13 protein-coding genes and 4 pseudogenes are annotated in these 18,665 nt (G+C 38.0%); 10 read left to right on the top strand and 7 right to left on the bottom strand.

All coding sequences use genetic code 11. The features are described 5' to 3' along the window. Positions 1–182 precede the first annotated feature (182 nt). Positions 183–1,400: an MFS transporter gene (locus D5F11_RS04975; RefSeq protein ID WP_120116089.1), complete on the top strand. Its 1,218-nt coding sequence runs from the start codon at positions 183–185 to the stop codon at positions 1,398–1,400. A gap of 7 nt (positions 1,401–1,407) precedes the next feature. Here the strand turns inward: D5F11_RS04975 and D5F11_RS04970 are convergent, their stop codons facing one another. From D5F11_RS04970 to D5F11_RS04960, 3 genes are all read right to left on the bottom strand, one after another. Next, entirely contained in the window at positions 1,408–1,644 is a 237-nt protein-coding gene (locus tag D5F11_RS04970) for a hypothetical protein (RefSeq protein WP_245998081.1), read from the bottom strand. A gap of 66 nt (positions 1,645–1,710) precedes the next feature. Further along, the gene (locus D5F11_RS04965) at positions 1,711–1,944 is read right to left on the bottom strand and encodes a hypothetical protein (RefSeq protein ID WP_120116090.1); all 234 of its coding nucleotides are present in this window, start codon (positions 1,942–1,944) and stop codon (positions 1,711–1,713) included. 26 nt (positions 1,945–1,970) lie between these two features. Then, positions 1,971–6,548 carry a cation-translocating P-type ATPase gene (locus D5F11_RS04960; RefSeq protein ID WP_120116091.1) on the bottom strand — a complete coding sequence of 1,526 codons (4,578 nt, stop codon included), beginning with the start codon at positions 6,546–6,548 and terminating at the stop codon, positions 1,971–1,973. A gap of 156 nt (positions 6,549–6,704) precedes the next feature. Between D5F11_RS04960 and D5F11_RS04955 the strand changes: the two genes are divergently transcribed. After that, a complete protein-coding gene (locus D5F11_RS04955) occupies positions 6,705–7,034 on the top strand; it encodes a hypothetical protein (RefSeq protein WP_120116092.1) in 330 nt (109 codons plus the stop codon). Positions 7,035–7,102: 68 nt separating this feature from the next. Then, the gene (locus tag D5F11_RS04950) at positions 7,103–7,420 is read left to right on the top strand and encodes a hypothetical protein (protein ID WP_120116093.1); all 318 of its coding nucleotides are present in this window, start codon (positions 7,103–7,105) and stop codon (positions 7,418–7,420) included. A gap of 88 nt (positions 7,421–7,508) precedes the next feature. Here D5F11_RS04950 and D5F11_RS28015 read toward each other — a convergent pair. From D5F11_RS28015 to D5F11_RS04935, 3 genes and pseudogenes are all read right to left on the bottom strand, one after another. Next, a pseudogene (locus tag D5F11_RS28015) lies at positions 7,509–7,587 on the bottom strand (spore coat protein CotJC); the annotation flags it as partial. A gap of 714 nt (positions 7,588–8,301) precedes the next feature. Further along, positions 8,302–9,564: an MFS transporter gene (locus tag D5F11_RS04940; RefSeq protein ID WP_120116094.1), complete on the bottom strand. Its 1,263-nt coding sequence runs from the start codon at positions 9,562–9,564 to the stop codon at positions 8,302–8,304. A gap of 3 nt (positions 9,565–9,567) precedes the next feature. After that, positions 9,568–10,176 (bottom strand): PadR family transcriptional regulator, encoded by a 609-nt coding sequence (locus D5F11_RS04935; RefSeq protein ID WP_120116095.1) that lies wholly within the window; start codon positions 10,174–10,176, stop codon positions 9,568–9,570. Between the two features lie 136 nt (positions 10,177–10,312). Between D5F11_RS04935 and D5F11_RS27265 the strand changes: the two are divergent. From D5F11_RS27265 to D5F11_RS04905, 6 genes and pseudogenes are all read left to right on the top strand, one after another. Further along, positions 10,313–10,794 (top strand): annotated as a pseudogene (locus D5F11_RS27265) (zinc ribbon domain-containing protein); the annotation flags it as partial. Between the two features lie 230 nt (positions 10,795–11,024). Beyond that, positions 11,025–11,459 (top strand): MarR family winged helix-turn-helix transcriptional regulator, encoded by a 435-nt coding sequence (locus tag D5F11_RS04925; RefSeq protein ID WP_185830512.1) that lies wholly within the window; start codon positions 11,025–11,027, stop codon positions 11,457–11,459. A gap of 54 nt (positions 11,460–11,513) precedes the next feature. Beyond that, the gene (locus D5F11_RS04920; protein ID WP_120116097.1) at positions 11,514–12,710 is read left to right on the top strand and encodes a serine hydrolase domain-containing protein; all 1,197 of its coding nucleotides are present in this window, start codon (positions 11,514–11,516) and stop codon (positions 12,708–12,710) included. A gap of 383 nt (positions 12,711–13,093) precedes the next feature. Beyond that, positions 13,094–13,292: pseudogene (locus D5F11_RS27900) on the top strand (PDDEXK family nuclease); the annotation flags it as partial. 240 nt (positions 13,293–13,532) lie between these two features. After that, positions 13,533–14,768, top strand: coding sequence for a chloride channel protein (locus tag D5F11_RS04910; RefSeq protein WP_120116098.1), 1,236 nt, complete (start codon positions 13,533–13,535; stop codon positions 14,766–14,768). A 415-nt stretch (positions 14,769–15,183) separates the two neighbouring features. Beyond that, positions 15,184–15,582 (top strand): annotated as a pseudogene (locus D5F11_RS04905) (YdeI/OmpD-associated family protein); the annotation flags it as partial. 599 nt (positions 15,583–16,181) lie between these two features. Here the strand turns inward: D5F11_RS04905 and D5F11_RS04900 are convergent. After that, positions 16,182–17,012 carry a MerR family transcriptional regulator gene (locus D5F11_RS04900; protein ID WP_120116099.1) on the bottom strand — a complete coding sequence of 277 codons (831 nt, stop codon included), beginning with the start codon at positions 17,010–17,012 and terminating at the stop codon, positions 16,182–16,184. A gap of 254 nt (positions 17,013–17,266) precedes the next feature. Here D5F11_RS04900 and D5F11_RS04895 point away from each other — a divergent pair, with 254 nt between their 5' ends. Continuing rightward, positions 17,267–18,610 (top strand): APC family permease, encoded by a 1,344-nt coding sequence (locus tag D5F11_RS04895; protein WP_120116100.1) that lies wholly within the window; start codon positions 17,267–17,269, stop codon positions 18,608–18,610. Positions 18,611–18,665 lie beyond the last annotated feature (55 nt).

Here is an 18,665-nt window from a genome sequence, read left to right as displayed (position 1 = left end):
ACGTCCCTTATATTAAAAATTAAATAACTTAAATATCTTCCAACTATTGGTTATTAAACGACTTTATTATCTCTACACAATTGAAGGTCTTTTTTTTCAAGCAATGATCTTTTTGGTACAATTAATTACAGGTTTATTCTAAATTTTTTGATGGAAAAGTTTTCAGCCGATGGGGTGGAGGAATGAAACAGCGAAAAAGAATGTGGATATATGCTATTGTCAGTATGTTGATCACCATATGCATATCGGGCTTTGGAAGGATGGCCTACGGGATTCTTATGCCATATATGAGAGACAGTCTTAATCTTTCCTATCAGCAGGCAGGGATGTTGGGGACCTCCACAGCGGTCGGTTACCTAGCCATGGTATTGCTTGTAGGGATCATGGCATCCAAATGGGGGTCAAAGCCGCTCGTTGTAATCGGTCTTTTGCTTCTTGCCGGGGGTTGTATAATTTTATTCAATGCAGGGAGCTATGCGGCTTCTCTTATTGGAATGATCATGCTTGGTGTCGGAACCGCTTTTGGATACACTCCACTTGTAAATATTGTCGTCGGATGGTTTCCGAACAATAGGGGGATGATGATCGGCCTTTTGTTAAGCGGGATGGGACTTGGAACCCTGATTGCAAGCCTGATTGCGCCAATTTTTAATATATGGTTCGATGATTACGGCTGGCGCTATCTTTGGCTTCTTTTTGGGGTTGGTTCCATCCTAACCACTTTGGTTGCTGTTAGGATTTTAAAAGATCCGCCTGTACCTTTGTCCCAAAAAGGAGAACAGGGTGTATCCTTATTCAAGGAAGTTTATTTCCATAAAGGTGTTTTGCTTGTCGCTTTTATTTATGGTTTGATTGGCTTTGCCTATTTGATACCTCAAAGCTTCTTTTTCAGCTATATTTTGGAAGCTGGCGTAAATGAAAAAAACGCTGGAGACATAATGGCTTTGGGAGGCGTAATGAGTATATTCAGCGGGCCGGTATGGGGTGCCGTTTCCGATAATATCGGAAGGAAGCTGTCTTTGTGCATCACTATTTTCCTAGGAGGGTCATCCATTTTGATCCCCATATTCATTCCTGTCTTATCAAGCTTCGTCATAAGCCAGGCGCTTTGGGGATTCACGTTTGTTGGTATGCTTTCTCTTATCCAGGCACTTTCGACCGAGCAGGTCCACCAATCCTATGCTCCAATCGCATTGGGGTATGTGACCATCTATTTTGCCGGGGGACAGATCCTTGGACCGGGCATTGGAGGATTGCTGACTGACAAGTTGGGCGGAATATCGGCTGCCTTATGGTTATGTGTCGGTCTATTGGCAATGGCCCTTTTATTGGCGCCAAGACTGAAACATGCCGCAGCAGCGGATGATTTTGAAGAGGCGGCGGAGATACCTTCAAGATAAAAGATTGTTAATACTTTCTTATATTTGAAAAGGAAATCAAATGTAATAAGTTGATTTTGCTTTCTTTACCTCTTTCTCTGATCTGGCTGAAAAATGCGCTAAGAAAACTTTCCCATAATTCACCGACATGTTTTTTTGCGTCGGGGTCTGCTTTTAGGGAGTGAATACTGATTGTTAAAGCTTTACTTAAATGTTTAAGCGCTTTACTAAGTTCATGAGTTATTTCATTATTTTGGCCACTCAATTGGAATACCTCCCGAGTTTAATCGGCAGCGGGCATTCTTGCAAGAAGTCCGCTGCCATTAATTAGCTACTCCTTTTGTTCCTCATCAATCTGTTGTTTCATTCTTTCAAATTGGGCTTCAGCTACAAGGTCTTCGAATTCTTCACGGGCGTATGCTGTGAGTGTTTTAGTCTTTTCGCCAAGCTCCATTAAACCTTTGATTCCTAAAACAGCTGCAGGGCGCATAAGCTGCAAGGCATTAATTATACCGTTATAAAGAGGATTTGAGTTATCTTGGGCATTGTTGTATTCTTCATTCATTTTATCTTTCCTCCTTCCCATAAAGTCTAAATGACTGGCTGGAGCGCAGGTTGCGGTTTTCTGTCATTAACATGATTTAAGTGACGCTCGATGGCCGGCTGAATCATTTTTGAAACAGCCGGTACTGAACCGGCAACCAACAGAGGAGGCAGCCATTGCCCAAGCGTCAGAGGTGCTGTCTGAAATACGGACGCAAGGGGAGGGATATACATCACTAAGCCCAAAGTAAGCCAGGAGATGCCTAGTCCGGCTATAAAGTACTGGTCTTTTTTCCAATCAGCCAACGGTCCAATGGTGCCTTCTTGTCTCCATGAAAATGTTTGTACAAGCTGTCCCGCAACCAATGTGGCAAAAGCCATCGTTTGTGCGATAGCTAAAGGCATACCGGCTGACAGGCTATATGCAAAGATCCCAACAACACCTGCGGAAAGAAGCAATCCGCGTACTGCAATTTTTTGAAAAAGTGACCTGTCGGCAATATCCTGCTGTTTTGTCAGCAAATTTTTGTTGCCCGGATTTGCAGCCAGAATCGTTGCCGGAATGGCATCCGTCAACAGGTTCATTAATAATATCTGGATGGGAACCAACGGTATCGGGAGCCCAATCAATACTGCTGTGGTCGTGACTAAAATTTCGGATAGATTCCCGGTTAAAAGACAACCTAATGCTTTTCGGATATTGCCGATGATAGTTCTTCCCCGCTTAATGCCATCAACAATAGAGGTGAAGTCATCCTCCTTCAGCACCATATCCGAAGTTTCTTTTGTTACATCCGTTCCTGCAATCCCCATGGAAACGCCGACATCCGCTTTTTTAATAGCAGGGCTGTCATTCACACCATCACCCGTCATCACGACAATATGGCCGAGCTTTTGGTAGGCGTTGACAATCCGTAATTTTTGCTCAGGGGATACTCTTGCAAAAACAGAGACATCTTTTATTTTTTCTACGAGCTGTTCTTCACTCAGTTGGTCCAGTTCCATTCCGGAAAGAACTTCAGCCGAATCAGTTACGATATTTAATTCCTTGCCGATGGCAAAGGCCGTTATAGGATGGTCACCTGTTATCATGACCGGCTTTACTCCAAGCCTGATCACATCTTGTACACTTTTCTTGACCTCCTGTTTAGGCGGGTCTATCATTCCCGCAAGGCCCACAAAAATTAACTCCTCTTCTTCAACTTGCTCACTTTCATGTCCAGATTGGATTGGGCGGTATGCAAAAGCAAGAACCCTTAATGATTGCTCTGCATATTTTTTATTTTGGCTTGTGATCCACTCCTTTATTTCTTTTGTTAGAGGGAAAACTTTTCCGTCCTTTTGGTACTGATTGCATCGATCAATAATTGCCTCGACAGACCCTTTTGTAAATATATAGCAGTCTTTGTCCTGTTTCTCTTCATGGCAAGCTACGCTCATCGTTCCCCTTCCTGAATCAAACGGAATTTCATTGTAACGGATCCAATGAACCATATTTGCCTTTGTTTTCCCCGCTTTGGCCCCCAGGCTTAAAAGTGCACCTTCTGTTGGATCGCCCTGTATTACCCAGCCTTTTGGCGTCTTTTCCAATAGACTGTCATTACAAAGCAACCCGATTTTTAGGAGCTGCTCAAGGTCAGGGTGATCAGATGCGTTTATTTTTTGTTCATCACTGTTTTGGATAGCACCAATTGGCTCATAGCCGCTGCCAGACACTTTCCAATCTTCGCCGATGGTGCTGACAGCTTTTACGGTCATTTCATTTTTTGTCAAAGTCCCCGTTTTATCGGAGCAAATGATTGTTGTTCTTCCCAAAGTCTCCAAGGAAGAAAGTTTGCGGATCAGGACATTTTTCTCCAGCATTCTATAAACACCAGCACTTAATGCAATTGTGATCACAATTGGCAGGCCCTGAGGAATGGCTGATGCAGCGAGTGTGACAGAAGTCGCAATAATGTCTAGTATAGGTATTCCACGCAAAAGTCCGGCAATAAAAACAAAGACGCCTGCTACTACGGCCCCTTTGCAGAAAACTTTAGAAATGGATGTCACCTTTTGCTGCAAAGGAGTCAATTCCTTATCATCATTGTTAAAGAGAGACATTAAATGGCCGATTTCAGTTTGCATCCCAGTTCTGACTACTACTCCGACTGCTTTTCCCCGCGTCACGTTTGTACCCAAGAACAACATATTTTTTTGCTCAGCAAGAGGGCAGTCATCTTCCAGCTCATTAGGGCTTTTTTCCACCGGAAGTGATTCTCCGGTCAATGGCGCTTCATTCACTTCCAAATTCCAAGCCTCGATTATACGGATATCTGCCGGAATCCGATCACCCGCTTCAAAAGAAACGATATCCCCGGGAACTAATTCGGTTCCGGATAACTCCATTTGTTGACCGTTCCGAACAACACGGCACACCGGAGGCTGGAATTGATTTAATGACTCGACAACCCGCTCGGCTTTTTGTTCCTGAACTGCACCAATGAGGGCATTCACAACGAGAACACATGCCATGGCAATCCCGTCAACAATTCCGCCGGTAAAAATGGACAAAAGTGATGCCCCAAGCAAAACAATTGTTGTAAACTCCTTAAATTGTTCCAGCAAAGCTTTCGAAAATGGAGTCCTGCTATTCGTATGCAGTTGATTGTTTCCAAACTGTTTTTTTAATGTTTCAACCTGCTCATTGAATAATCCGTCATCCTTATTCACCGAAAAAGCTGACAGAACCTCATTGACAGGCTGGAAGTGCCAAGACAGGGCGCGGCTTTCCTTTGTATAACTGGTAGCTGCGGCAACTTCCTGTTGGGCAATCAGTTCCGGATTTTTATCAGGGGCATATTTTTTACTGAAATACATTCCCTGTATCATAAAGGTAAGATTGAATGTATCCGCCACGGCATGAATCAAGGGCGCTGAATAGGATAAGGGAAGAGCCAGCAGGCAACCGGCTGCATTCCACATTTTTGCGATTGACAGCTGCTGATCCAATATTTTATTCATTTTTTTTGCAAACTTCATCAAAGAAGGAAGATTTTTAGAATCTTCAAATGTTGTAGTCGGAATCGGGCAATTGTTACTTGAATAGTTATGAAAGCTTTCTTTTTTCACTGCTAAGACATCTTTTCCAGCAGCTCTTAAATCATTTATTCGCTTCGCAATCTCTTCTTTGTCCATATACAGCCATTTTAAATCAATCCCGTTTTTCTCCAGTTCTTTCGGGCATATGTTCAAGCTGTTCTGAATTACACCGACTTTCCAGCGGCTGTCCATGCTTTTTTTCAGGCGAGTAAACGCATCTGTATAAGAGAGGCCCTTTCTTATAAAGTATCCTAAACATTCACCATCTTGAAAGATGTATTGTAAATCGTGACTGTCTCTTTCCCATTTTCTAGTTTCAAACATATATTCATGTTTTGCCAATCCGTTTTCTTTCAAATATTCCATATTTCCCATGCAAACATGGTTATTGCTTATTATTCCCTGAATTCCATTGTTTCCTTCTTTTACGTTAAATGCTGTCCGAGTGGTTCCTTTCCTTTTGCCGGCAGAATCGATGATTGCGTTCTTCCACGGGTGGTGACTTTTTTTCAAAAGTGATGAAGCCAAACACCACAATTTGCTTTCATCATAGGTTTTTGTAACGCACTGAACTTTATCTTGATTCTGCTCCTTAAAAATTTGTGCAGTGTCCTCAAATAATATTGTTTCAGTTTGTACCAATTGGGACAATGACCCATTTTCCGGAATCGCAAATCCGTTCTGCTCTGCAATATATTCGGCGCTGCTCCATGTATATTCATTTGAGAAAGTTACCGGCCTTGGATTTACCGCAAATAATACAGCCAGGAATCGAAGTGGGTCTCTTGTCAGTAATAATGTAGTCCCTGCAAGTAGCATACCGATTTTACTTGTTTTTTCACTATAATTTCTTACTTTGCGGGAGTAGTTCGCATGTTCATTTGGGTTTCCGAAAGAAAATACAGGCCGGCCCAGTTTCCAATTAAGGTATTGCAATAGGCCTAATCCTGCCAGCATGACTAAGTTTTCCCGCAAAATGGAAATGGCAAAAATACTGGATCCTAGTATAAAGTCACTTTTCCTCTTGTCCTTTACCGCCTTTTTAAACCCGTTTCGTAAAAAAGAATATCCAATTAAGACAGAAAATCCGGCTGCAGCATAAAAGGATATTGGTGATACGGCCAAAGCTGATTTTCCGGCAATGATCTGTTTGATTCCCAACACACAAAAAGATCCTGCGGAAACAAGCAAAGGAAGGGGAACGCGGTGTCTTTCGCCAGAGGCCTTGTTAAAAATAATCCCAGATGTTTCCGGATAAGATTTATTTATAGTTGCAGGTTCGCTCCTGTCCGTTTGCTTTAAATATTCCATTTCATATTTTTCAACAATCTCGATAACTTGATGGGCAGGCATATCAGGTTTAAAGAGGATCAGGGCACGTCCCGAATTGATATTTGGAATGACATTGATCAGACCCTTGGCCATTTTTATCTTTTCTTGTATAAATAGAGCCAGGCTTTCATTACCTTTAAGGCCGGCCACATCGAGGCGAATTCGGCCTGGCAAAATTCTTATAAACCTCTCTTTGAGGTGATTTTGATACATATATGAACGCCCCTTGTACTGTCTGTATTTATATGGCTGCTCAAAAAGCCATGTTAAAAATATTATGGGGCAGTGCCCTTTTTTTATTCCAGTGAAGGGGTGGGAATAACTTTGGATAGGTAGGGGACATTATTTCCTAAAAAGGAGAAAATTTATATGAATAGGCGCACTTTGATTGGGGTGTTTCTTGTTTATGCTTTAACCCTAATCTTTCAATCACCAAATGCAAGAAAAACTTTAAGGCAGTGGCTTGTAAAAGGCATGGCATCCATCATCGGGCTCATTGAATCGGCGAAAGCAGAAATGCCGGAAAAGCAATCTGCAAACAAAAGCAAAAATGGACAGCGAAAGATCACGGATTCCTTTAAATATTTAATGGAAGCGGCGGAGGAACAAAATAGAACGATAGATAAAAGTGTCAGGAATGTATTGAGCAATGAATACATAAAGACAAGTCTTCAAAGAACAGAGGGAGTTTATAAATAGCATAATTTTTGCCATTGGTATTTCAACCTTCTGCGGGAACTCTATAGGGGAAAAAGGAGGGAAAGTAAATGCTTCAAGGAGGTTCATTATGGACTGGTTTAATTGCGGGGGCAGTCAACCAGATTCAAGATCATAAAAAACTAAGAAATGGTCATTTGGATAAAAATCAATACACTACCGGTACTACGAAAAACATGACAGGTACCCTAGGGATCATGGCAGGAGTCGAGTATGGCGCCATGCTGGGGACAGCTATTTTTCCAGGTGTCGGAACAGCAGTGGGTTCCGTGGCAGGAGCCATTGTGGGAGGGCAGCTGGGCCATTCCGTCGGACATCAATTAGGGAATATGGTAAGCAGCCAGATGGTTGTAAATAGGAAAGCTTGACGAAATGAAGGTGACTGTCATTCGGTGACAGTCACCTTAAATATAAAGATTAAAATAACATTTTCCTATCCCGTTCCTCTTACAAAATTTATACTGCTTCGCGGAAGCGTTGGGAATGAATGATTTCCTGTTCTCTTAAAAAAGCGCAATCCGTCATTCAGGTCCGGACCAACATTGGTGAGGTGAATGGAGTTAAGAAAAAAATATCATTGAACAGGCGGCTATTTATAGTCGAAAATCAAGACCCGAGGAAACTAAGTGCTAAGAAGATAAGTAGCATCACTTATTGATTTTTGTATACAAAACAAATGGGAATACGAAGTGGGATCATCCTAGGAAATAAAACCTGAATTAGATAAGATGCTGAAAAAAGTACAATCTTTTCACTTTGAATATGAGATTGTTAACATCGCTGCCATTCGAAAAAAGTTGGCCTGGCTTATGCTTGGTTCAGATGATCAACATTAAGGTGTTCTTAAATTTATTCCTGCTAATGATAAGAAAGCCTTTCACAAAATATCATTATTGGTGAGGATAAGGATTTTATTTATCTAGAACCTCTTATCAAGTTGAAGTATGTCTAAGCAAAAAGGGGTACATGGCGTAGCCAAAGCTTTTAAATGAGGTCGTTTCACAATCACAGCAACTTTTGATCAAATTAAAATGCGTTTTATTGTATTTGTGTGATTTCATCAAAAAACTAATTATACATAGATGAGTTGAAAAATGGAGTTGATTTTCTTATCAAATTCCTAATAATGGGGTACCGTCAGGAAAAACCTATATTTCGGTTCTGTAAGTGAGAAATTAGGCGCTAGTTACTTCGATCTATTGTCGAGAATAAAAATTGGTAAAAAGTAAAGCTGTATCAAAATTAACTTTTATGCTTGGAAGTGTTTTTCTTGAACATCATTTCGAGCGATAAAAATGAGGACAATTGTACCCAATAAGCAGGTTGCTCCTCCTGCTCCTATCAAGACAATTGAAACTCCAATCCACTTGGCAAGAAGAGATCCCGCAGCAGGTGCAATAAGCATAGAGAATGTTTGTAATGATGTGGCCACAGCAGATACTCTTCCCATCATGTGCTTAGGCGTCTCAGACTGTAAAACAAATCCATAAGGTGCCGACTCACCAGAGCTCATAAAACCAAGGAAAAATGCGCCAATCACCCAACCAACTTGAGGAAGATTAACAATCCCTATACTACCAAGCCCTATTGTAATGATTAAAGAACCGCTAAAAAGAAATGCACTTGACATTAAATGTAAAGGCTTTCTTTTCCAATGTGTCCAGTTACCCATTAAAAGGGAACCTGACACGCTTCCTAAACCTAGAGCACTAATCAGTAATCCAAAATTCCCTTCAGTGAAGCCGAGATTTTGGGCAATAAATACAAATAGTCCATCGTACAGGAAAATGATGAAAAACGCTATGGAGGATAGGATAACTGAACTTTTTAATAGTGGGGTATAGGAAATGTGCTTAATGCCATCTAATAGTTCTTTCCAAAAATGACCATTATCCCTATTTATATTTTTAGATTTATTCTTAGCATTCGTTTCTTGTTCATCCATGTTGGGAAGAGTTAATAATAATAATATAGCGATGAAAAAACCAACAGCTTCAAATAAGAATGGACTTTTTGCTCCAAACAAAGCTATGATGCCTCCACCAAGTGCAGGGCCCATGATTTTCATCGTATTACTGGAAAGCTGGCTAAGTGTTACCGCCTCTGGAAGGTGGTCATCGGGAATCGTAAACCTAATCATACTTTGTCTTGCCGGATCGTAAATTCCTGCGACTGTTCCCTTCAAAAACACAAATATTAAAAGGACGTAAAGGTTAGGGGCAAAGAATAATCCTCCTACAAACAGGATTCTTAAAAATAAACAAATAACCATCATTTGCTTTTTTGGAAGTCGATCTACGAATACACTTGCAAAGGGACCTATAATCACCCAAGGTAGGCCTAATGCAATAATCACTGCGGCAAGGGCCATCTCATCTAGTCCCCAATGGTAAGCAACAATAACCTGTAAAGTAATCAGATCAAGCCAATTACCAAGATCCGAAAATATCTGGGCACCAAATAATGAACGAAATGAACGGAATTTTAAAGGCTTAAATATGCCAGCATTCATTTGTTATTTCCCCTTTTCGTCTTGGATTGCTTCTCTACGCCTTGCTAGTAGTTTTTCTGTATTCTTATTGGGATCCTGTCCTTTTGGGAGTTGATTTTTTTCCAATGCATTTATCGATTCTTCAATCCACTTCAACTCAGCTTCTAGCCGTATTTCGGCATAGCGAATCGATAGCATACCAAAATTACTGATGTAAGAAATTCCGTTTGTTGGCCAGCCTTTCACAAATTCAAGTAAATCCTCAGTTGTCTCTTTTCTTTTTAGTAGATGACCAATTAATATTGAGCTTTCTATATCTTCGTGCCAAGTGGACATCTTCATTAATAATTCGTCTTTAACTTTTGGGTAGGCCGGAGGTAATCGAAGCCAGTTTTCAAATTCCTCCCACCCTTTTGGGGTAAGTTCATAAAGTTTCTTTTTACGGCCCTTTTCCTCTTGCTCGATGGGATAAATAAACCCTTCTTCTTCAAGTTTCTTTAATTTCGGATAAATACTTCCATAACTCATTCCCCAATATAACCCGGCAGCTTTATGTTCAACCTCCGAGTTAATATCGTAGCCAGTACTAGGCCAAAAACTTAAAATAGCAAGAATAGATTGTTCAATTGACAATGTTACAATCTCCTTCCTCATATCATATTGATATATCAATTTGACATATCAATATGATATGTCATGTTGCTAAAAAAATCAATCGGCTAATAAAAAAAGTAGGAGTTATAAAGCATTCACGCAGAATTAAGAGGGGTATATAGGCCCCAGTCTGAAGGCTTGCCAAAGTGCCTTTGAATCCTTCAAACAACAATGAACGGTCTATCTAGGAGCCATTGACGTATGGATGAGCAATTTTCATCATGTCGAGCAGCTCTTTGACTATGGCAGCGCCATTCGTAAAATCATGTATACAACCAACGCTGTGGAAAGAACCCATTCCAGCTTCAAGAGAGTGACCAAAAAAAGAACATTCCCTAATGAGAATGCCTTTTGCGTATTAAAGAATTGGAAACAAAATGGTATGGCAAGCAAGTAGTGGCTGTGTCAAAGACATTCGCAAGTTCTCAACTATGTTCATGTTGTGGTTACCAAAATAAAGACGTTAAGGATCTAAATCTTCGTGAATGGGACTGTCCATCTTGTGGCACACATCACGATAGAGATATTAACGCAGGACAAAACCTTAGAAACGAAGCTATAAGACTTCTAACCGTAGGAACTACGGGGATAGCCTAATCAAAACTTTCGGTTACGAAGGTGTTCTTAGGAATCTCCCACTTCAAACAGACCATACCATAAGGATGTTAAGTGGGAGTAGTTCAAATAGGTGTTGGATTAACATAAAGATGAACCGGAATTTTGACGGAAAAATCAACATTTCAAAACAAGTACGCAAAATAGAAGATTGACGTTTGACAGATCACTTGATAATATATTAGATATCTAACATATTAGCGGGTGGTTTTTTGTCTTTATATGAACAGGTCAAGTCCATTAATGAAGCTGAATATACAATAAACCGTTTGATATATAAACATTATAAGCATTATTTAAATAGCGGTATTACAACACAACAAGCGGTCGTATTAGATATTGTGTATTTAGCAAAACGTATTACGGTCGGTGAAATTGCGATTGAAATGAATGTTAGCTCTAGTGCAGTTAGCCAATTAATAGCAAAATTGGAAAAGAATAAATATATCAGGCGAGAAATTAATCTACAAAATCGACGTGAAGTATTTATAACGTTAGATGAAAATGGATTGGAGTATTTTTCGAAGCAAGATTATGTAGAACAGCAAATCGCAGATAAAATTTACAGCAAACTTTCATCAAATGAGTTAGATGAATTAGAACGCATTGTAGGAAAGTTAAGGGAGATTGCGATGAAGGAATTATAAAAATTTCTTCATGTCTAATATGTTAGATAGCTAATTTATTTAGGGGGTTAATAAGTGGAGGGTTTACTTAAAAATATCGCGTTTAACGGTGCAGTGTATTATGAAAAAAACGGACAAATTAAGCAGTATTATCATGGTTATCAAGAACTCGAAAAGAAGCAGCTCATTAACAAAAATACACAATTTAATTTGGCGTCATTAAGTAAAATGTATACAGCAGTAATGACGTTCCAGCTAATCGAAAAAGGACAGTTACGGTTAGAAGATAAAATTACAAGTTGGTTTAAGGTACCGCATTTTACAGAAGTAACAGTAGCACAATTACTTACACACACATCTGGTATTCCAGAGTATATCGCAGAAGATTCAACAATAAGTATTGAAACATTTATCGAAGTAATGCTACCACAATATGCTCCAAATGAGCATTGGTCTTATAGTAATACGAATTATGTGTTGCTTGCAAAAATAATTGAGGAAGTGAGCGGTTTATCGTATGAAACGTATTTACAACAATATATTGCAGAACCATTAAATCTTACCCATACAACAACTCAACCTACAAAACAATGGGAAGCTCATGGTCAAACGTTTGATTATGAGGAGCAACAATATAGAAAGGTTCTTGATGACCCATATTTACACGAAATTGAAAAATATAATGATGGATTTGGTGACGGTGGTATTTATGCAACAGTGGCAGAGGTGGCGAAGTTTTTAAAAGCATTTTTAAAAGGTCGGTACATTAGCAAAGAGATTGTACAATTTATGTTAACACCAACAGAACTCTCTGAGAATTATAGTTTTGGTTTTATCATTCAAAATGAGTGGGTTGGTCATACAGGTGGATGGGTTGGTTGCTCAGCACAAGCCTTTATAAATATATACACAGAGGAAGTGGTTGTGTTAGCAACGAATCAAGAAGTGTTTCCGAAATATGAACAAGAAATTATGGATTACTTAATGGGAAAACAATATGCTGTAGAAGCACCAAAAAATGTAGAAACTTTACCACTCACTAATAAAGAGGATATTACAGGTCGATATGAATTAGCAGATGGACTTGGCACAAGATTTACAATTGAAAAAGATGTACAATTTATGATTTCATTTGAGCATCAGTTGTCTATGCCACTTTTTAAAATAGATGAGTCATATTATTGGGTACGTAATACGATGAGTTATATGGATGTTGCTAATCATTTATTTATCGATGAAGGAGTTGAGGTTCCTTATCGAAAAGTCGATTGATATAGTCAGGAAAGTTATACTTGTATGAAATAATCATAAAAGAGCATACGCAAGAGGCTTTAATCAATTGTCGTCTTAGGTATTTCACCAAATTAATTAAATGAAATCACGATTTTACGTTCTCTTGAGTGTCCACAAAAAACTTCATGATATGAACTTCGAATGCCATTAAGCTGTTAGGATTTTCATATTAAATCATCAAACTTTTTTATAAAATGACTATATCAATGAGGTAAGCAAAGAACCATTTTGATCAAAGGTAATGGATGAAGGAAGTGGAACAGGAAGTTATAATAAAAATAGCTTAATTATTAAGGCTGTGGAGGAAGGATTTGAAATTCCCGTCTTACCCCTTTGGATATGATTATCCAAAGGGTGTTTTTATGTCAAAAAGAACAATAATATCTATAACGGAAAAGTGGATTAAAGAAGGACGAGGTTTAGGTATTGGTGCAGAGCATAAACGTGGCTAAAGATTCAAGATATATCCTCAAAAGGTCGCTCCACACGATTAAAAGGAATAAAAAAAGACAGCATGAATTCTTATCAGATTTTGAACAAAACTATTCTTTTTTAACTGAAATCAACTCTCCCCGCATTTTGATCAATCTTTTTTTAAAACGGGTGGGTTTCTTCTATTAAAGCGCGCTTTTAAACAAATTCCAAACCTGCAATTTAGATAGGAAATGACTAGCCCTTTCATGGTAAAGTCTAGTATAGTTATATCGACATTATTAAAATTATTTGTATTTCAAATGAATATAGTTGCTTAATGCAACTAGAGAGAGTTTAATATACATTTAAAAAGTGGTGAATTTTATTTTGACCGAGAAGTACTTTAAAATAATCGGATTAATTGTTTATGGCTTAATTCTAAGTGGGATAATCGGTTTTATATCTTCTGTTTTTTTAATTTTAGTTAATGGCTTGACAGATTTTTTATGGACTGACATATCCAATAAATTCGAAGTACCCTCCATTTATACATTATTACTATGTATTTTTGGTGGTGTTTTAGTAGGTGTTAGCAGGTATAAGTGGGGGAATCTACCTAAAACAGCTAATGATGCTATTGTTGAATTAAAAACAACTCAAAGAATTGACTATTCATATATATATATCAATTTCTTAGTTGCTTTTTTAATTTTAATCTTTGGTGCAAGTGTAGGTCCTGCAGCAGCCATATTAAGTTCTGTTATTGCGTTATCGGTATGGCAGGGAGATAAAATGCGTTACTATTATTTTTCCTACAACGAATGGAAAAAGGAATCTTGGTTAGTTAGACTGAAAAAATTAGCCTTACCGCATAACTACCTTATTCCCTATAATCCTGATCGGGCTCCTAAGGAGAAAAAGCTGCTTTTATTTAAGAAATTATTATATATGTTATTTATCGTTAACGGTATGGTGACGTTTATGATTTTAATTAAAATATCAGATCAGCCCCCTTTTGTGACAAAGTTAGGGGAAAGTAGTTGGGGGTTGGATGAATTGTTTCTTTTTATTCCTTTTGTTTTGTTTGGCACTTTGTTTAGTAAACTTTATGAGCTTATGGAAATAGCAATGAATAAATTCTTTTCTAAAATGAACAATAAAATAATTTTAAGTGCTGTTATCGGTGGTATTGGTATTGGTTTAATGTCTTTAATCGCTCCTAATCTACTCTTTTCCGGCCAACTTTCTATGCGAGATTTACCTAGTTTAATACCGACACTTTCGATTACTATTTTAATTTTGGGTTCTGTTTTAAAACTGATTTTTATGGAGTTTTGTTTAAAGTCAGGTTGGATTGGTGGAAATGTTTTACCAGTTATATTTGCTTCCATTTTACAAGGCTACGCTATCGCTACTTTATTTCCACAACTAGATATGCTCTTTATCGTAGCTGTTATAGGTAGTAGTGCTTCGATCGCTATTTTAAAGACACCTTTACTAGTAGGACTAGCTCTAATGCTATTTTTCCCGAAAGAGTTAGCCCCGATTATATTAATCATTGTGGTTTTATTTATTTTGTTAAGTAAAATGAGTAAAATTTTCCCGCAAAAAATAACTGCTTAATTTTAGTTGGAGATGCTGGATTGAAAAATTGAAGAGGACTGTTCCTTGATGACAAATAGTAGTATGAACCTAAGTTTGATGAAATATTAAGTAAAGCTAAAAAGTGGAAGAAGATAAGAATTTGAGAAATATCGTTCTTTACTGTGAGCTGACCGAAGAATTTAAGTGGATGCATACTTGTTACATATTTGAGAAAAAAACATAGTTTTAATACATGGATTTAACTTCATTCAGCAGAAGTCTCCCACTTCTGCAAGTGGTGAGATGAATGCATGTTGGTATTCCATTCAGCGGGGGTTCAAACCCCGGCTGAATAAAGTTAAAGCCTCCGGCGGATGCCACAGATTTTTAGAGGGAATTTATCGAGCGGAGCTCGATAAAATCTGGGCGCAAATACGCCAAGGCGCATTTGATAGAATATTGTGCGCTCCTGTTCACAAAGGTACCTTGTTAAAGGATGCCCATGGGATTCTAATCCAACAAACGGAGAATGTACAGGCGCGCGCCAGATTCGGTTCACCGTTTCTCAAGAAATACTCGAGATGAAACCCATCTTGAAAGCCTATATTTATCAAGCCATTGAAGTTGAAAAAGCCGGTTTGAAAGTGGAATTAAAAAAGCATGAAGAATATTTCATTCCTGAAGAACTTCAAAATAAATTCGAAGAAATTCCTGCCTTGAAAACTTCTTTTGAAGCATTGACGCCGGGACGGGAAAGAGTTTACATTCTTCATTATTCTCACCCAAACAATCCAAAACTCGAGTGTCAAGGGGTGAAAAATGTATGCAGCAAATTCTCAATGGAAAGGGATAAAATGAGTAGTATATTCTCCTTTAACATAGTTCACAAGCAATAAGCGATTTTAAGACTAAGCCCTTATTTCGTTATTCCATTGAAGTGCGAGATTAAGGAAAACATAGGTGGAAAATGTTCAAACTTTTTTATAAATCCGATACTTAAAATCTGCTAGGTATGAATCCATTTTAATCAAACTTTATTACAAACCAATAGGTGGGATATTTGACGCTTACTCCTAAAGAATCATAAATTTATGCGACCTGCGAATATTTAATTTTGAGATATGCTATTGAATCAGTAATTATCTTTTCTACTAGCATGATACACATAGTAAAAATAAGATTTTGGCGAAAAGTACTAAAAAGGGATCCTTTTTACCTGTATCACTGTTAGTATTTTCTCAATATTGTAATTATAGGAAATAAATACAGCGATTTATTGAGCATTCCCGTTTTAAATATATAAGTCAGTGATAGAGGTAAGAAAAAGACTCCCTAAAGAAATACCTAATGAACGAAAAGGAGAGTTCGTTATAGTAAACGACTGATATATCTTTAATAGATACCTTACTAAGGCCGTCCATTAAATAGAAGCTGATGGACGGCCCATTTTTTTCATACTTTTTCAATGGGGACTTGAATTTCGAATTTAATCTCATTTGGTTTGTCTGTAATTGTAATATCTACGTACATGATTTGCAGTGCATCGCCTTTAATACGATACCCATGTTTATCAAGGTGGTTAAGGATCTTGGCTAAGCTTTCACTTCGATTCCAAAGTAATTCTCCATTATAACGGATACACGCGAACAGCCCACCCGGAACTGTCCGTTGGTGTTTTTTGGGTATCCTCTGTTTGTTTTTTGCAACAATAAAAATAACAGACGGTTCTTCAAATTTATGCAATCTAAGGTCTTCTTCTTTAATGATAATGCCCAGTCTATTGCTGGCCAAAATCGGCGCCTTTTCGTTCAACATATTCTCCAACTTGATAACACCGTAACAAAGTTGTAGATTGTTGTTAATGTTTTCATTTAACGTGATTAACTTCCTGCTTTTTATCTTACGAAATATTACCTCTTTATCTTCATCATCTTTCTCAACTTGCTTCAGGTATGAAATTTTCTCTCTAATATTTTCTTCCAAGTCAGTTAACTCTTTAAGTTTTGAAACAAGTTCTAGATGTTTGAATGTAAGTAATTCTAAGGAGTTGTTAAAACTTCTTTCATCGAAGTAGCCTTTAATTTCATCGGTACTCAAACCCAACTGGCGCAATTCTTTGATGGTGCCTAAAATCTCGTACTGATAGATAGAGTAATAACGATATCCCGAGTGGGGATCAATATATTGCGGTTTAAATAAATCAATTCGATCATAGTGTCGTAGCGTCTCAGTAGTTAAGTTTCTTAGTTTAGCCATTTCTCCAATAGTTAATTTTTCTTTCATTTATTGTATCCCCTTTGAAAAATTATTGTTCCAAAAAAAGAAATATAACTGTTGACATTTGTGTAACACAAAACTTTAGAATTCAAATAAGGAAATTTTAAAACCATCCGAATTATTATACCAATTGAAAAGGAGAGAATACATGGACAATTATTAGCTGAATTTTTCTCAATTTAAGAGAGATTTGGAAAGGAGAAAAATACGTAAGTATTAGAGCATTAGGGGTGAAGAACCAAATAGACAGGAGGATCTAAATGGAAAAAATAAAGCTTGCAAGAATATTAACCCTATCTCAAGTTGTTATTTTAGGGATTGCATGGAATAACCCCGCAGTGTTTTTCAATACGTATGGAATAGCGACTGTTACCTCACATGGAGTCATAACCGGCGCATATATCCTTGCATTTTTAGCCATATTTTCTACAGCACTCAGCTATGCAGAAATGGCAAAAGCATATCCTATTGCAGGCTCGGCCTATACTTTTGCTCAAAAATCCATGCATCCTGGCGTAGGATTTATTGTCGGCTGGACAATCATGCTGGATTATATGTTGACACCTTTAGTTACAGCCTTGATGTCGACAATCTATTTAAGTGTGGTTCTTCCTGGAATTCCGCATTTTATCTGGATTATTCTTTGGACTGCTTCTATTGTGATCCCAAGTATCTTAGGCATTAATATATCGGCTCTCATGAGTAAAATTTTTGTAATCACTCAGATAGTGTTTGTTAGTTTATTTTGCATATTATCCATCAAAAGCCTATTGGGAGGAGTGGGAGCGGGGACGCTCATTTCCAGTAAGCCATTGTTTAGTCCTGATGTTCCTATACCGGTCGTTTTATCGGGGGCGGCTATCCTATGCTTTAGCTTTCTTGGTTTCGACTCGCTCACTACTTTGTCTGAAGAAACAGTCGATCCCAAAAAAACCATTCCTAGAGCAATTATTATTATGCTGCTCATTGTCGGTTTTTTATATATAACTTCCTCCTATCTTTCACAATTGGTTCTTCCAGGGTTTTCATTCAAGCATGCCGATTCTGCATCACTTGAAATAGCAGCTATTATAGGTGGAAACTTTTTCAAAGCATTATTTATTGCTGTCATGTTAATGGGAAATTTTACTTCTGGCATTGCTGCAACAACGAGTGCATCACGTGTGTTGTTTGCCATGGGAAGGGATTCCGTATTGCCGAAAAATGTATTTGGATATGTGCATCCAAAATTTAAAACGCCGTCTCGGGCAATCACTGTCATTGCTTTATTTTCCATGATTGGCATCGTTTTGACTCTTGAACAAGTAATAAAGTTTATTAACTTTGGTGCGCTTATGGCTTTTACCTCTGTTAATCTATCAGTGATTGCTCATTATTTTATCAGAAATTGTAAGCGCTCTACTTTAGAAGACTTTGTAAAGTATCTTTGTTTGCCGCTCACCGGGGCATCACTTACTTTTTGGTTGTGGACAAACTTGGAAACCTCAGCATTAATTATCGGGGGAGTTTGGATGGTCTGCGGCTTTGTCTACCTTATATATTTGACTAAACTGTCTAACAAAAAACTTTCCGAAATTCAATTTGACCAAAAAGCTACACCGTGATAAGAGCAAGAAAAGTGAAGCACGAATTGAATGTCGATATTCTAGGGAGGTGATC

Source organism: Siminovitchia terrae, from assembly GCF_003605405.2.
GTDB classification, from domain to species: Bacteria; Bacillota; Bacilli; order Bacillales; family Bacillaceae_C; genus Siminovitchia; species Siminovitchia terrae.
This window is presented reverse-complemented; position numbering and strand designations above follow the sequence as displayed.

Bases quoted from the DNA above. Each gene is read 5' to 3' on its own strand.
- D5F11_RS04975 (WP_120116089.1), top strand. From the start codon at position 183: ATGAAACAGCGAAAAAGAATGTGGATATATGCTATTGTCAGTATGTTG.
- D5F11_RS04965 (WP_120116090.1), bottom strand. From the start codon at position 1,944: ATGAATGAAGAATACAACAATGCCCAAGATAACTCAAATCCTCTTTAT.
- D5F11_RS04960 (WP_120116091.1), bottom strand. From the start codon at position 6,548: ATGTATCAAAATCACCTCAAAGAGAGGTTTATAAGAATTTTGCCAGGC.
- D5F11_RS04955 (WP_120116092.1), top strand. From the start codon at position 6,705: ATGAATAGGCGCACTTTGATTGGGGTGTTTCTTGTTTATGCTTTAACC.
- D5F11_RS04950 (WP_120116093.1), top strand. From the start codon at position 7,103: ATGCTTCAAGGAGGTTCATTATGGACTGGTTTAATTGCGGGGGCAGTC.
- D5F11_RS04940 (WP_120116094.1), bottom strand. From the start codon at position 9,564: ATGAATGCTGGCATATTTAAGCCTTTAAAATTCCGTTCATTTCGTTCA.
- D5F11_RS04900 (WP_120116099.1), bottom strand. From the start codon at position 17,012: ATGAAAGAAAAATTAACTATTGGAGAAATGGCTAAACTAAGAAACTTA.
- D5F11_RS04895 (WP_120116100.1), top strand. From the start codon at position 17,267: ATGGAAAAAATAAAGCTTGCAAGAATATTAACCCTATCTCAAGTTGTT.